We start from the raw sequence: 14,255 nt of genomic DNA on the forward strand, positions 1-14,255 counted from the left end.
AAACCGGGAGGCGAACCTGCCTCGGGTGTCCGCGCACCGTCGCTGCTCGACCGCCCGCAGCCGCACCATGGCCAGCTGCCGCCGGGGCGGGGTGGCCGGGGCGGAGGGCCGCGGCTACGGTCAGGAGATCCGACGCGCGGAGAGGTGGGCCGGTGCGGCTGCTCAACTGGTTGTCCGAGTCCGCCGACGAGCGGCCGGACGCGGTCCAGATCAACGGCCGGGGCGTGCCCTGGGTGGAGCTGCGGCGGCTCGCCGCGGCCGTCGCCGACGACCTACACGGCCTGGACCGGGTGGCCGTCGAGGCCGGCACGGATCTGGCGACGGTGGTCGGTGTCGCCGGGGCACTGCTGGCGGGTACGGCGGTCGTGCCAGTGCCGCCGGATGCCGGGCCGAGGGAACGGGACCACCTCCTGCGCGACTCGGCCGCCGAGGCGGTACTCGTGCCGGCGCACGGAAAATGTCGGGGCGACTACGCCGGCCGACCCCGCATCCCGGTCGACCTCACCCACCGGTCGGACAGCACCCGCCCGGAGCCCGATCCCGCCGGCACCGCGCTGATCCTCTACACCAGCGGCACCACGGGAGCCCCGAAGGGGGCGGTGCTTTCCCGCCGGGCTGTCGCCGCCTGCCTGGACGGGCTTGCCGACGCCTGGGGCTGGACTCCGGACGACCTTCTGGTGCACGGGCTTCCCCTGTTTCACGTGCACGGCCTGGTCCTCGGCGTGCTCGGCCCACTGCGGCTGGGCAGCCGACTGCACCACGTGGGCCGGCCCACCCCGGAGCGGTACGCGGGCGCGGCCGGCTCGCTGTACTTCGGGGTGCCGACCATCTGGTCCCGGATCACCGCCGTGCCGGAGGCCGCCCGGGCACTGCGCTCGGCCCGGCTGCTGGTTTCGGGCAGCGCCGCCCTACCCGCGGCCGTCGGCACCGATCTCGCCGCGCTGACCGGCCGCCGAGTCGTGCAACGGTACGGCATGACCGAGACGCTGATCACGGTCAGCGCCCATGCCGACGGCCCGCACCGGCCGGACACGGTCGGGCTACCGCTGCCCGGGGTCCGGACCCGCCTGGTCGACGACGGCGACGTTCCGCTTCCCGCCGACGGGGAGACGATGGGTGAGTTGCAGGTGTGCGGCCCCACCCTCTTCGACGGGTACCTGCACCGCCCGGAGGCCGATGCGGCCAGTCGCACCTCCGACGGGTGGTTCCGCACCGGCGACGTCGCCACAATCGGCCCGGACGGCTGGCACCGGATCGTCGGCCGGGCCGCCACCGACCTGATCAAGAGCGGCGGATATCGGATCGGCGCCGGCGAGGTGGAGGATGCGCTGTTGGCCCACCCCGGGGTCCGGGAGGCCGCTGTGGTCGGCATCCCCGACTCCGATCTCGGCCAGCAGGTGACGGCGTACGTGGTGAGCGATGATGTGGCGGAGTCGGAGTTGATCGACTTCGTGGCGCGGCAGTTGTCGGCGCACAAGCGCCCGCGGCAGGTACGGCGGGTCGATGCCCTACCCCGCAACGCCCTGGGCAAAGTGCAGAAGTCTCAGCTGACGACGGAGTGACCTGGCACCGGCCGGGCACCGGAATTCGATCTGGCTGGGGTGTGGAAACCGCCTCCGACACCGCTCAGATCCGGACACACAATGACGATCTTTAATTTAAACAAGGTAATAAAATTGACATACATGTCAACAGTAAGTTAACTTAACTGTGAGAGCGCTCTCGTGATCCCACCGCCACCCCTGGAGGTCACGCGAATGAGCCGCAAGCTGAGCGCGCTGATGGGCTTCGCCCTCAGAGGACGTCTGATTCACGTATTTTGTGTGTGTTGGGGTTGTAGGGGTTCTCGCCAGGTTGGGGTGGTTTCGGTGGTGAGGCGTTTGGCGAGGTTGTCGATCATGGCGATGGTGATCATGCTGGCGGAGTTGTCGGGTCGTGCTTCGTAGTCGCGGACGAGTCGGCGGTGGTGCATGAGCCAGCCGATGGTGCGTTCGACGACCCATCGCCGTTTGACCACGCTGAAGCCTTTGGCCTGGGGGTCTTTGGTGACGGTCTCGACGTCGACGCCGAGTGCGGCGCCGTGTTCGACGACGCGGTTTTTGAAGCCGGCGTCGACCCAGGTTTTGGTGAGGGTGGGGTGGGTGGTGGTGGCCTGGTTGAGCAGGTTGATGCCGATGGTGTTGTCGCTGGCGCTTGCGGCGGTGACGGTGACGGCGAGGAGGAGGCCGAGGGTGTCGGTGAGGATGCCGCGTTTGCGGCCGACGACTTTCTTTCCGGCGTCGGTGCCCTGTGTGGATAGTGGGACGTTGGTGGAGGTCTTCACGCTCTGGCTGTCCATGATGGATGCGGTGGGTTCGGTGGTGCGGCCGTGGTGGTCGCGGACGAGGCCGGTGAGCTGGTAGTTGAGTTCGGTGAAGATGCCTTCTTTGCTCCAGGCGGCGAAGTAGCCGTAGACGGTGCGGTAGGGCGGGAAGTCGTGGGGTAGGTAGCGCCAGGCGATGCCGGTGCGGTTGATGTAGAGGATGGCGTTGAAGATGTCGCGCAGGTCGTGGGTGGGGGTACGTCCGCTGACGCCGGCGTCGGTGCGGGCTTGCCGCCAGGCGGTTAGGCGGGGTGCGATCAGGGCCCAGCGGGCGTCGGACAGGTCGGACGGGTAGGGGCGCCGTTCGGTCATGAAGCAGGCGTACGGTGTCGGGGCCTCGACCTGGCGGACGTCATGTCCGTCAGTGCGGGATGAAAGTGAACCAGACACGATCCCGGGGCGATATGCGTTGAAACCGGGTAGGCCTATGTCCACCGATATGTTTTCTTTCTAGGTCGGGTCGGGCATTTCGCGCTACCGAGGTCGAGGCGCGAATCGGCCATTACCGGCCCGAAGATGAAGCAAACGTCCAGTCAGCACCTGTCTCGTTGTCACAGCCACCCCCGCCACCGCCAACCCGACCGTCGTCCCACCCGTGGGCGCGTCCGCCGCCTCGGAGACACCCGCCACGCCGGCCGCCGCTGAACCGGCGGTGGTCCCGGCCGACCAACTCGACGCACTGCGCCGGGACCTCGGCCTTTCCGCCGAGGAGTTGGCCACGCGACTCGCGGTTGAGGCCACCGCGTCTTCGATCGAGCCGCGGATGCGGGCCGCGCTGGCCGAGGCGTACGCCGGAACCTGGGTCACCGCCGACGGGCGCACCACGGTGGTCGGGCTGACCGACCCCGCGCGCGCCGACCAGGTTCGCGCTGCCGGGGTGGAGCCCCGAATCGTTGCCCGCAGCCTCGCCGAGCTGCGACAGCTCACCACCAAGCTTGACCGGCGGGCGACGGTTGCCGGCACTGCGGTGCATGCCTGGCATATCGCTCTGCCCAGCAACACGGTGTCGATCCAGGCCAGCAACGCCGCGGCGGCCACCACCTTCGCCCGCGCGGCAGGGCTGCCCGACGACGCGGTGTCGGTGGTGGTCGGCGCTGACGCCTACCGCCCGGTCTACGACATCCGCGGCGGCGACCAGTTTGTCATCAACAGCCGCCTCATCTGCTCAGTTGGCTTCGCGGTCGCTGGCGGGTTCGTCACCGCCGGACACTGCGGCAACGTCGGCGAGCCCACCACCGGCTCCGGTGCCGCGCAGGGGGTCATCCGGGGTTCCTCGTTCCCCGACGACGACCTCGCCTGGGTGGAGACCAACGCCAGCTGGATCCCCCGGCCGTGGGTGTCCACCTACGACGGCAATGTGGTCACGGTGACGGGCTCGCAGGAAGCGGCGGTCGGTGCCGCGGTTTGCCGGTCCGGCCGAACCACCGGCTGGAAGTGCGGCACCATCACCGCCAAGAACGTGACCGTCAACTACTCTGCCGGCCCCGTCTACGGGATGGTCCGCAGCACCGCCTGCGCCCAACCCGGCGACTCCGGCGGGTCCTTTGTCGCCGGCTCCCAGGCACAGGGCGTCACCTCGGGTGGCTCGGGCAACTGCTCCACCGGTGGCAGCACCGTCTACCAACCGGTCAACGAGATCCTGTCTCGCTACGGGCTGTCGTTGACCACATCTGGCGGCGGATCAACCAGCAGAATCATCGGGTACGCCAGCAAGTGCGTCGATGTGCCGGGCGCCAACGGGGTCGACGGCCAGTACCTGCACCTGTGGCACTGCAACGGTACCAACGCCCAGGACTGGACATTCCCGGGCGACGGAACGATCCGGGCATTCGGTCTCTGCATGGACGTGGCCTGGGGGTCCGTTGACAACGGCGCAGTGGTGCAACTCGCGCACTGTAGCGGCAACCCCGCCCAGCAGTGGGTGCTCACCAGCGCGGACGAACTCGTCAACCCACAGGCGAACAAGTGCCTTGATGTCCAGGATGGGAACAGCGCCGACGGCGCTCGACTGCAAACCTACCAGTGCCATGGTGGCGCCAATCAGAAGTGGCGTCTTGGGTGAGGAAATCCGCACTCCACCTCGCTGCCGTTGCGGCGGTTGAGTGGTAGGAGCGCGAGACTGCGGTGAACGTGTAGGCGTCCACCGCAGTCTCGCGTACGGAATCTACCGACGCGACGACCCCGTCACCTGACCGAGATCCGCCCCAGACGATCGATGTCATCCCTCAGCGCGGCACGCACCGTCGCCCACGTGTCGTCACCGGGATAGAGCGCGCTTCGCAGGTAGGCCACGGTGATTCGCTGGATGAGGGCGACTCGTTCGGGACTCTCGTCGGTCGTTTCCGTGACGGTGTAGCCGGCGACTCCACCCAGGGAGTGCTCCGCCCCGTACAGGGTGAGCAGGCTCTTGGGGCCAGGGCTCAGGTGGTACGGATCGGTGAACCAGTCCGGTCCGCGCACGGAGAGCGGCGACTGGTCCTTGTCGCCCGCGACCACGAGAGCCGGCGTTGTCATCTCCGTGAAGCTCGGGCTCATGAAGGGAAAGTGTTCGGCCGCGAAAGGACTCAGGTCGGCCCCGCCGGTGCCGGTGGTGGAGAGCAGCACGCCGGCGGTGATCCGGGAGTCCGCCAGGTCCTCGCCGGGGACACCATCAGCTCCGAGGACCCGTGCGCCCAGCAGCATGCTCACCGTCTGCCCGCCCCAGGAGTGTCCGACCGCGGCGACCCGGCCACGGTCAAGTCGTCCTTCGAGACCGGGAACGGCGGCCTCGATGACGTCGAGGTGGTCGAGAGTGCGTTTCAGGTCGGCGACACGGAAGCGCCAAATCTCCGGGTGCCGGGGATCATCGGGCGTGATGTTCAGTGTGCGGGAGTCGAGGTGGGTGGGCTGGGCCACCACGAAGCCGTGGGCTGCCCAGTAGTCGACCAGCGGGGCGTATGCCTGCATCGACTTGCCGAAGCCGTGCGAGAAGATGAGGATTGGTAGTTCGCGTCCAGTCACGGGGGCCGAGACCCGCATCCTCAGGTCCTCGCCACGGTCCGCGGCCGGCAGGGTCACCGGACTGACCGAGACGATCGGGGAGGGTGTTCCTGCCGCTACGTCGCCGTTGAACATGGATGAAGCTCCTTGACTGTGCTGGGTGATGCGTAAACGTGGACATGAGCCGGCCGGTCTGACGCTCAAAGCAAACGGAACAACGCTCCGCTTGCTCCCTACAATACGGAACATGGTTCCGTATACCACTACCTGTGATGGAGGTAACACACCGTGGGCGCACCCGACGGCGGGCCACAGACGTCCGCGCGAAAGCGGGCCGATGCCCGACGCAACGAGCAGAGCCTGCTCGACGCGGCCGCCGCCGCCTTTCTCGACGCCGGCGTGGACGTGCCGGTACGCGACATCGCCACCCGGGCCGGGGTGGGTGTCGGCACGATCTACCGTCATTTCCCGACGCGCGCCGACCTCGTCGTCGCCGTCTACCGACACCAGGTCGAAGCCTGTGCCGAGGCTGGTCCGACCCTGCTGGAGGCGAGCGACACCCCGTACGCCGCCCTGGCTCAATGGATCGACCTCTTCGTCGACTTCCTGGTCACCAAGCACGGCCTCGCCGAAGCGCTCCAGTCCGACGACACCGCCTTCGAGGCGTTGCACGCCTACTTCCTCGACCGCCTCGTCCCGGTGTGCGCTCGGCTGCTCGACGCCGCGGCCACCGCGGGTGAGGTACGCCCCGACGTGGCGGCCTACGAACTCATGCGCGGTGTGGGCAACCTCTGCATCGGCGCGGGCCGCGACCCCCGCTACGAGGCACGCCGCCTGGTCGAGCTCCTCATCGCCGGGCTACGCCCGAACCCCTGACCTGATCACTCCCACCCACGTCACTCCCACCACGAACGGGATCAGTCGCCGTCAGGGGCGGCGAACTCCCGTAGCCGCCCGTCGTCGATCCGCAACCACCGCCGGACCCGAGCTCGGTGAGGCGGCGTTCGTCATGGCTGACCACGACGAACGCCCCCCGGTACGCCTGTAGCGCGGTCTCCAACTGCTGAACGCCGACCAGATCGAGGATGTTGGTGGCCTCGTCGAGCAGCAGTACGTCGGGACGATGCAGTAGTTGGGCGGCCAACCCGAGGGCGACGATCTGGCCGCCGCCGAGTGTGCCCAACCGGTGGTCGAGAACGGAGGCCGATCCGGCTCAGGCGTCTGCCGACGCACCGACCTCGGGCCGGTTCTCGGCGGCAGCGCTGGTGTTCCCGCGAGTGCTGTGCAGGCTCCACCCGATGGAGACCGTGATGGTCGCCACGATCACTCCGAGGGTTGCGGGGATGGGCAGCTTGCCGACGGGGGTCTCGGAGAGGATGAGCTTGACGCCGGCGAAGGCGAGCAGCACGGCCAGGCCGTAGTGCAGGTGCACAAACCGGCGCAGCAACCCGGCGAGGCAGAAGTACAGACTACGCAGGCCGAGGAGAGCGAACGCGTTCGCCGTCCAGACGATGAATGTGCTGGTGGTGATGGCTAGAATCGTCGCGACCGAGTCGAGTGCGAAGATCAGGTCGGTTGCCTCGACCGCGATCAACACCACGAACAGCAGGGTGGCCACCCGCGTGCCGTTGATCCGGGTAAAGAACCGGTCGCCGTGATAGGCCGAGTCGGTGGGAATGATCCGGCGGACGATCCGGACGACAAGGTTGCGGTCCGGCGGCGTCTCTCCCCCGCGGCGGAAGGCCATCTTGTAGCCGGTGAAGATCAAAAACGCACCGAACAGGTACGCGGTCCAGAAGAAGCTTTCCAGCAGTTCGGCACCGACGATGATGAACACCATCCGAAACACCAGGGCACCGATCACGCCCCAGAACAGCACCTTGTGCTGAAACGCGGCCGGGACGGCGAAGTAGCCGAAAATCAGCGCAAAGATGAACACGTTGTCGATCGACAGTGCCTTCTCGATCAGATAGCCGGCGAAGTAGGTACCGGCCACCTCGCCGCCCTGCCACACCCAGAGGATGCCGCCGAACGCCACGCCGGCAGCGATCCAGATGCTGGACCAGACCGCGGCTTCCCGAAACCCGATGACATGGTTGTCGCGATGGAAGAACAGATCAATCGACAGCATCACGGCGACGGCCACAATGAGGATGGCCCAGACCCACCAGGACACAGACATGGACGGAGTGACCCTTTCGACCAGCCGAGCCCACCGCAGCGGGCCGGCGCTGTCCGGTCGAAGGTCTTCCCGGGCCACCGGCTACCGGCGACCGCGCCGCCGAGACCCGGATAGGCCGGATCCGTACTGACGACGGCGCGTCGTGCGTCGGGTACTCCCCCTCGAACTACGCTCCAGTATTCACGAAGCAAAGTTCGCCTGTCAACTCCGCAGAGCGTGTGGTCACGATGCTGCATTCGTGTCTTGGTGTGCCTATATTGGCGGGCAACACACCGGACAACGGCAGGATGGTGATCATGACTCCAACGGCCCAACCCAGGACGGCGGACGGGGCGAGGGGGTGGACCTTCCTGACCAACCACGCTCACGTGCTCCTGGCCATCGCCCGAGAACCGACAACGCGACTGCGCGATGTCGCCACCGCTGTCGGCATCACCGAACGCGCCGCGCAGGCCATCGTCGCCGACCTGGAAGCCGCCGGCTACCTGCAACGAGAGCGGGTTGGCCGGCGCAACGCGTACACCGTCAACCCGTCCGGCCGATTCCGGCACCCGGCCGAAGCCGACCACCGCATCGGCGAACTGATCGACCTGTTCGCCGGCACACCGAACCCCTGACCCGCGCTCCCCAGAGCGCCCCGCCATGTTCCACCCCTCGCCACAGCCCGGCCAGCACCCAAGGAGCACGTACGAATGAGGATCGGGGTCTCCGGGACGCACGGGACCGGAAAGACGACACTGGTCGAGGCGCTGTGCGCCCGGCTACCCGGCCACGTGGCGGTGGACGAGCCGTACCACCTACTCGAAGAGGAGGGGCACGAGTTCCAGTACCCACCATCATCGGAGGACTACCGTTCGCTGATGGCACGCGCGGCGCGAAGTCTCTGCTCGCCACCGTCGCCGTCCGCCACGATCTTCGACCGCACCCCGTTGGACTACCTGGCGTACCTGGTGGCGGCCGGTGCGGACCCGTCGGAAGAGGCCGATCACACGCCCCTCCGGGTCGCCTTCACCCATCTCGACCTGCTGGTCATCACGGTGATCACACCCGAGACGGAGCGACTGCTCCCCGCCACGGAGTGGCCCGGCCTCCGGGCACGAACGAATGACGCACTGCTGGAACTCGTCTACGACGATCCGCTGGACGCCTGGCCGGACACGCCGGTGCTGGAGCTCAGCGGCCCGCTGGACGGCAGAGCCGACCTGGTCTTGGACACCGTCGCGCAGCTCGGCCGACCGGGATCGGAAGCGACGTCGACCGGGCCGACTGCTGGCTGACGCTGCGGAGGGAACAGGCCGGGCAGGATCGAGCCATCGCAGCCGGCGCCGGTGGCGGGTCCGTGGTCAACGCTTGCAGGCTGATTCGAGAAATGTCAACCTAGACGAATGCCGAAGCAAGCGACACCGCTCCCCCATACCGTTCTGGGCGACGACACCCCCTGCTGCCCGCCCCTGGCGCAGCAGCGCGTTCCCGCGGAAGTCGCCACCGCACTCGCTCCGGCGTTCAAGGCACTCGGCGATCCGGTAAGGCTCCAGCTGATGTCCATGATCGCCTCCGCCGAGAACGGCGAGGCGTGTGTGTGCGACCTGACCCCCGCCTTCGACCTGAGCGGGCCGACGATCTCGCACCACCTCCGGACACTCCGCGAAGCGGGGCTCGTGGACGCCGAGCGTCGGGGCACCTGGGTGTACTACCGCGCCCGGAAGGCCGTACTCAACCAGCTGGCGGCGCTACTCGCCTACGGGGCCGAGACAACAGCCCCGTAGGTCGAAGCACCCCTTCACGCCACCCGGCGCTACCCCCCGGGTCACCAACACCGCCGTCACCCGGTCGCGAAACCCCCGCTGTCCGGGCCGGCGAACTTGCCATACTCCTCTCATCTGGGCATGAAATACCTTCCGGACGAGGGGCAGGTCATCGTGCGCGACTGGAGCCACCTGGTACCCGGCTGGGCGCTGTTCCTCGTCTTCCTGACGTTCTTCGTCGGAATAGCTGCGTTGGGCGTGCTCTTGCTGCATGGGCGAGCCAGGCGGACGTTCGGCGCCGAGCCGAAGTGGCTGAACCTCATCACTCACACCATTATGATCTCCGGCACCTTCTACGCACTCCTGCTCGCCCTGACCGCCTTCTCCGCGTACGGGACCTACACCCAGGCGAGTCGGTCGGTCGCCACCGAGGCAGCGGATCTGAGTGCGCTCTATCGCACGGTGTCCGAACAGCCCGAGCCCGTCCGGAGTCAGCTTCAGGATCTGTTGCGCCAACATGCCGACTTCATGATTGACGAAGCCTGGCCCGCCTACCAGCAAGGAATCAGTGCGGATGGGGAACTTGACGCAGAGAACAACGTTCACCACGTGTTGCTGAAATTCAATCCAGAGTCAGACAAGGATGGGCAGATCCACAGTCTCGCCATGTCCGAGCTCGAAAAGTGGAGCGAGGCGCGTCAGCTCCGCTACACCTACACCACCACCGCACTGCCGACAACGCTGTGGTTCGCACTCCTGTTCGGCGCAATGGTCGTCATTCTTCTGTCCTGCCTGATCCCGACCCGGACCCGACGCGCCCTCATGTTCCTCGTGTGTGCCGTCGCCACCATGATCAGTCTCCTGCTGTTCGTGGTCGAGGGCATCGACGAGCCATTCCGGGGATCGATGATCGTATCCGTTGATCCCTATGTCAAAGCCAGGCAGACCTTCAACTAACCGCAGTAGTGGCTGGGGTTACCATGCGTAGCCACGCGGCCGCCGGGTGGTAGATCAAGGCGGCAGAAGAAGTTTCCTTGCCATCCCTTCTCAGCGCCGCCCCGGCGTGGTTTCATCGGCACACCTGAGTTGATGGAGCGCTCCCACGCCGCCGACACCCCCGCCACCATCACCAGGATCGAGAGGAGCCTCATGTCCCCCAATCCACCGGCCGGCCGGAGGCGACGCGCCGCGCCGCTCGCCGCCGGCATCGTCGTCGCGCTCGCCGTCAGCGGGCTCACCGGCGGCAACGCGCAGGCCGACGCCGTGGAGCAAATCGTCAACGGCACCTTCGACGACGGCCACGTGCCCTGGTGGTCCACCGCCAACCTCACCCTCGACTCCAGCGACGGCAGGCTCTGCGCCGACGTGCCCGGCGGCACGATCAACCCGTGGGACGCCATCATCGGCCAGGACGACATCGCCCTCCAAGCCGGCGCTACCTACGAGTTCCGGTTCTTCGGTAGCGCCACCCCGGGCAAGGTCGGCAAGGCGCTGATCCAACTCCCGGTCGCCCCGTACACCCAGTACCTCGCCGCCAACCCGGCGCTGAACGTCTCCGGCGACAGCTACCGCTACACCTTCACCTCCCCGGTCGACCTGCCGAACGCCCAGGTCGCGTTCCAGATCGGCGGCAGTACCCAGCCATGGCGGATCTGCCTGGACGACATCAGCCTGACCGGGGACGCCGAGCCGGACGTGTACGAGCCGGACACCGGCCCACGGGTACGCGTGAACCAGGTCGGCTACCTGCCCAGGGGGCCGAAAAACGCCACGGTCGTCACGGAAGTAGCCGAAGCGCTGCCCTGGCAACTCAGGAACGACGCCGGGACCGTCGTGGCCAGCGGCACCACCCAACCTCGTGGGCTGGATGAGTCGTCCGGGCAACGGGTACACAGCATTGACTTCGGCGACCACCAGAAGAGGGGCACCGGCTACACCCTCACCACTGACGGAGACACCAGCCGGCCCTTCGACATCGGCACCGGCTTCTACGAGCAGCTCCGGCTCGACGCGCTCAGGTTCTACTACACCCAGCGCAGCGGCGTGGAGATCCGCGAGGACCTGCGCCCCGGCTACGGCCGACCGGCCGGGCACATCGGTGTCGCCCCCAACCAGGGAGACGTGTCGGTTCCCTGCCAGCCCGGGGTCTGCGAGTACTCACTGGACGTCTCCGGCGGCTGGTACGACGCGGGTGACCACGGCAAGTACGTCGTCAATGGCGGTATCTCCGTACATCAGCTGATGAGCGAGTACGAGCGCTCCCTCCTGGCCCGAACCGGTGAGCTGTGGAAGCTGCGCGACGGCACCCTCGACCTGCCGGAGAGCGGTAACTGGGTGCCGGACATTCTCGACGAGGCCCGCTGGGAACAGGAGTTCCTGCTCAAGATGCAGGTACCGGCGGGGCAGCCCTACGCCGGCATGGTCCACCACAAGATCCACGACGACTCCTGGACAGGGCTGCCGCTCCTACCCCACCTCGACCCGAAGCGCCGCGAGCTGCACCCGGTCTCCACCGCGGCGACGCTCAACCTGGCCGCCACCGCCGCCCAGGCCGCACGGGTCTACCTGCCCTACGACTGGCGGTTCGCCCTGGAGAACCTCAGAGCCGCGAAGACGGCGTGGGCGGCGGCGACATCCAACCCCGCGATGTACGCCGACCCGAACGACGGCAACGGCGGTGGCGCGTACGCTGACGACAACGTCACCGATGAGTTCTACTGGGCCGCCGCCGAACTGTTCATCACCACCGGCGCCGGCGAATACCGGGACTTCCTGCTCGCCTCCCCGCTGCACACCACGGACGTCTGGCGGGATCGGGGCTTCGACTGGGGCAACACGGCTCAGCTCGGCCGACTCCAGCTGGCGACCCTGCCCAACCGCCTACCTGACCGGGAACGAATCCGGCAGTCGGTCGTCACCGGCGCCGACACGTATCTCGCCACGATGGAGGCACACCCGTACGGCATCCCGTACGCACCCACGGACAACACCTACGACTGGGGATCCAACAACCTGATCCTGAACAACGCCATCGTGATGGCCGTGGCGTTCGACATCACCGGCACCGACCGCTACCGCGACGGTGTCCTGGAGACCATGGACTACATCTTCGGGCGCAACGCTCTCAACCAGTCCTACGTGACCGGGTACGGCGAGGTGGCGTCGGAGAACCAGCACAGCCGCTGGTACGCCCACCAACTCAACACCGATCTGCCCAACCCGCCGCGCGGCACCCTGTCCGGCGGTCCCAACTCGAGCATCCAGGACCCGGTCGCCCAGCAGAAACTCCAGGGTTGCGCGCCGCAGTTCTGCTACCTCGACGACATCGAATCCTGGTCGACCAACGAGTTGACCATCAACTGGAACGCACCGCTGGCCTGGCTCGCCGCTTTCGTCGCCGACCAGGACAACGGCGACGCCCGCGGTCGGCTGCGTTAGGTGATCGTGGGGCTCCCTCCGGCCTGGTGACCAGGCCGGAGGGAGCCCCACGAGGCGGGCGGGCCCTGCCGCCGACGGAGCCGGCCCGACCGCTCCGGACCACCTCATCCGAGACCGGCTATTACGATGCGGTGACTGCTCGTCCCACTCTGGTCGTGGTGAGCGGACCTCCCGGTGCCGGGAAGAGCACCCTCGCCCACACTCTCGCCCAGTCCATTGGCTGCCCGGCGATCTGCCGCGATGAGATGAAGGAACGTGAGACCGACAGTGGGGTGCGCTCGTGAGTTCGTCGGGCGGTGACTGGTGGCACCACGGACGTTGAGGAGGATCGGACGTCGGTGGACCATCGGCAGCCGGTTCAGCGACGGCGGTCAACCCAGGCAGACCGACGGAAGAGTCCCTGCGGCCGTAACATAGGTCGCCGTGATCTTGACTCTGTGGCGACTACTGACCCTCCAGATCGACTACCGCCTGGCGCAGGACGACACCGCGCTGCGCGAGATATGTAAGCAGGCACAATATGACGCCAACATCGAGCCGGCCCGGAAGGCACTGAAGGCCACGTCGGACGACTACGACCGACGGGCGCGGTACGTCCGGGTGATGGCGGAGTCCACTACCCGCGGGATGGGCTCAAAGCCCGATCCCAAGACCGGCCGGATCGACACCACGAAAGCATGGACGGATCAATGGGCGGCACGCTGCCCCAACGATCCAGATGCTCAGCTCGTACGTGCGGGGTCGTTGCGGGAACGAGCCTGGGAGGTACGCGGTGGGGATTGGGCCTCCACCGTCCGCCGAGAGCAGTGGGCCGAGTTCGGCCGCCTCCTACGCCTGGCCGAACAGAACATCGACCTGGCCACGCACCTCGCACCCGAGGACCCCACCCCGTGGGCGCACCGGCTACGAATCATGATCGACCAAAGCGCGCCCCGAGAAGACCTCGATGAGGTGTGGGCTGAGCTAGTCCGCCGGGACCCCCACAATCGAGATGGTCATGTGTACCAACTAACCTCCCACTGTCGAAAGTGGGGTGGCTCACACGAGGCGATGTTCGACTTCGCGCGGTCGGTCGCCGCCACAGCCCCACCAGGCTCGCCGCTCCACCTGCTGCCGGTGCGGGCCGCCTGTGAGTGGGCACTCTGGGAACAAAACCGTGAGTCCGGTGGCACCTCCGAAGGGGTCGGCCAGCGGTGGCGACAGGACCCGACCATGCAGTCTGATCTGGATAGCGCGCTGCACCGCTGGTTCCACCAGCCGGCCAGCCGCCACGCCGAATGGCTCGCGGACGTGAACTTCCTGGCCTACGGGCTGGCCCGTACCGGGCGCGACGGCGACGCCGCACCGGTCTTCGCCTCGATCGGTCGGTACATGACCCCCGTTCCATGGGCCTGGTGGGAGGACAAGAATTCCACCAGCACGTTCTTCCGAGCTCGCCGTCGAGCTCGTCGGGCTTGACCTGACCTCCGCACGGCTACCCCCATGCCAGGAGCCGGCGACACAGATCAGCGTTTTCTGTGGACCCGCGACAGTTGTACGTCGGCCTCTG

At 67.5% G+C, this 14,255-nt stretch carries 12 protein-coding genes and 2 pseudogenes; 10 read left to right on the top strand and 4 right to left on the bottom strand.

Annotated features, from left to right (window positions below; genetic code table 11):
- Window positions 1–152: 152 nt before the first annotated feature.
- Window positions 153–1,562 (top strand): acyl-CoA synthetase, encoded by a 1,410-nt coding sequence (locus STROP_RS14735; RefSeq protein WP_012014156.1) that lies wholly within the window; start codon window positions 153–155, stop codon window positions 1,560–1,562.
- Between the two features lie 248 nt (window positions 1,563–1,810).
- Here STROP_RS14735 and STROP_RS14740 read toward each other — a convergent pair whose 3' ends face one another.
- Complete coding sequence (locus tag STROP_RS14740) at window positions 1,811–2,674, bottom strand: IS5 family transposase (RefSeq protein ID WP_012014157.1); 864 nt, start codon at window positions 2,672–2,674, stop codon at window positions 1,811–1,813.
- Window positions 2,675–2,894: 220 nt separating this feature from the next.
- On the opposite strand from STROP_RS14740, the pseudogene STROP_RS14745 reads away from it, so the two are divergent.
- Window positions 2,895–4,424: pseudogene (locus tag STROP_RS14745) on the top strand (ricin-type beta-trefoil lectin domain protein); the annotation flags it as partial.
- A gap of 122 nt (window positions 4,425–4,546) precedes the next feature.
- On the opposite strand, the gene STROP_RS14750 reads toward STROP_RS14745, so the two are convergent.
- Entirely contained in the window at window positions 4,547–5,476 is a 930-nt protein-coding gene (locus tag STROP_RS14750; RefSeq protein WP_012014159.1) for an alpha/beta hydrolase family protein, read from the bottom strand.
- 153 nt (window positions 5,477–5,629) lie between these two features.
- Here STROP_RS14750 and STROP_RS14755 point away from each other — a divergent pair, with 153 nt between their 5' ends.
- A complete protein-coding gene (locus STROP_RS14755; protein WP_012014160.1) occupies window positions 5,630–6,217 on the top strand; it encodes a TetR/AcrR family transcriptional regulator in 588 nt (195 codons plus the stop codon).
- 41 nt (window positions 6,218–6,258) lie between these two features.
- Here the strand turns inward: STROP_RS14755 and STROP_RS25410 are convergent.
- Window positions 6,259–6,524: pseudogene (locus STROP_RS25410) on the bottom strand (P-loop NTPase family protein); the annotation flags it as partial.
- Between the two features lie 30 nt (window positions 6,525–6,554).
- Window positions 6,555–7,523, bottom strand: a complete 969-nt coding sequence (locus STROP_RS14765; RefSeq protein WP_012014162.1) for a TerC family protein — start codon at window positions 7,521–7,523, stop codon at window positions 6,555–6,557.
- A gap of 287 nt (window positions 7,524–7,810) precedes the next feature.
- Between STROP_RS14765 and STROP_RS14770 the strand changes: the two genes are divergently transcribed.
- From STROP_RS14770 to STROP_RS14795, 7 genes are all read left to right on the top strand, one after another.
- Window positions 7,811–8,140, top strand: a complete 330-nt coding sequence (locus STROP_RS14770) for a helix-turn-helix transcriptional regulator (RefSeq protein WP_018830965.1) — start codon at window positions 7,811–7,813, stop codon at window positions 8,138–8,140.
- A 75-nt stretch (window positions 8,141–8,215) separates the two neighbouring features.
- On the top strand, window positions 8,216–8,800 hold the full coding sequence (locus STROP_RS14775) for an AAA family ATPase (protein ID WP_012014164.1): 585 nt from the start codon (window positions 8,216–8,218) through the stop codon (window positions 8,798–8,800).
- A gap of 108 nt (window positions 8,801–8,908) precedes the next feature.
- Entirely contained in the window at window positions 8,909–9,289 is a 381-nt protein-coding gene (locus STROP_RS14780; protein ID WP_012014165.1) for an ArsR/SmtB family transcription factor, read from the top strand.
- Between the two features lie 153 nt (window positions 9,290–9,442).
- Window positions 9,443–10,225 carry a bestrophin-like domain gene (locus STROP_RS14785; protein ID WP_026275233.1) on the top strand — a complete coding sequence of 261 codons (783 nt, stop codon included), beginning with the start codon at window positions 9,443–9,445 and terminating at the stop codon, window positions 10,223–10,225.
- Between the two features lie 132 nt (window positions 10,226–10,357).
- Window positions 10,358–12,706, top strand: coding sequence for a glycoside hydrolase family 9 protein (locus tag STROP_RS14790; RefSeq protein ID WP_274378087.1), 2,349 nt, complete (start codon window positions 10,358–10,360; stop codon window positions 12,704–12,706).
- A gap of 131 nt (window positions 12,707–12,837) precedes the next feature.
- Entirely contained in the window at window positions 12,838–12,990 is a 153-nt protein-coding gene (locus STROP_RS24890; protein ID WP_238380235.1) for an AAA family ATPase, read from the top strand.
- Between the two features lie 139 nt (window positions 12,991–13,129).
- Entirely contained in the window at window positions 13,130–14,164 is a 1,035-nt protein-coding gene (locus STROP_RS14795) for a DUF4034 domain-containing protein (RefSeq protein WP_012014169.1), read from the top strand.
- Window positions 14,165–14,255 lie beyond the last annotated feature (91 nt).

This window comes from Salinispora tropica CNB-440 (genome assembly GCF_000016425.1).
Classification (GTDB): Bacteria; Actinomycetota; Actinomycetes; order Mycobacteriales; family Micromonosporaceae; genus Micromonospora; species Micromonospora tropica.

Excerpts from the sequence above, each read along its gene's own strand:
- STROP_RS14750 (WP_012014159.1), bottom strand. The coding sequence starts at position 5,476 with ATGTTCAACGGCGACGTAGCGGCAGGAACACCCTCCCCGATCGTCTCG.
- STROP_RS14780 (WP_012014165.1), top strand. The coding sequence starts at position 8,909 with ATGCCGAAGCAAGCGACACCGCTCCCCCATACCGTTCTGGGCGACGAC.
- STROP_RS14740 (WP_012014157.1), bottom strand. The coding sequence starts at position 2,674 with ATGACCGAACGGCGCCCCTACCCGTCCGACCTGTCCGACGCCCGCTGG.
- STROP_RS14790 (WP_274378087.1), top strand. The coding sequence starts at position 10,358 with ATGGAGCGCTCCCACGCCGCCGACACCCCCGCCACCATCACCAGGATC.
- STROP_RS14770 (WP_018830965.1), top strand. The coding sequence starts at position 7,811 with ATGGTGATCATGACTCCAACGGCCCAACCCAGGACGGCGGACGGGGCG.
- STROP_RS14765 (WP_012014162.1), bottom strand. The coding sequence starts at position 7,523 with ATGTCTGTGTCCTGGTGGGTCTGGGCCATCCTCATTGTGGCCGTCGCC.
- STROP_RS14775 (WP_012014164.1), top strand. The coding sequence starts at position 8,216 with ATGAGGATCGGGGTCTCCGGGACGCACGGGACCGGAAAGACGACACTG.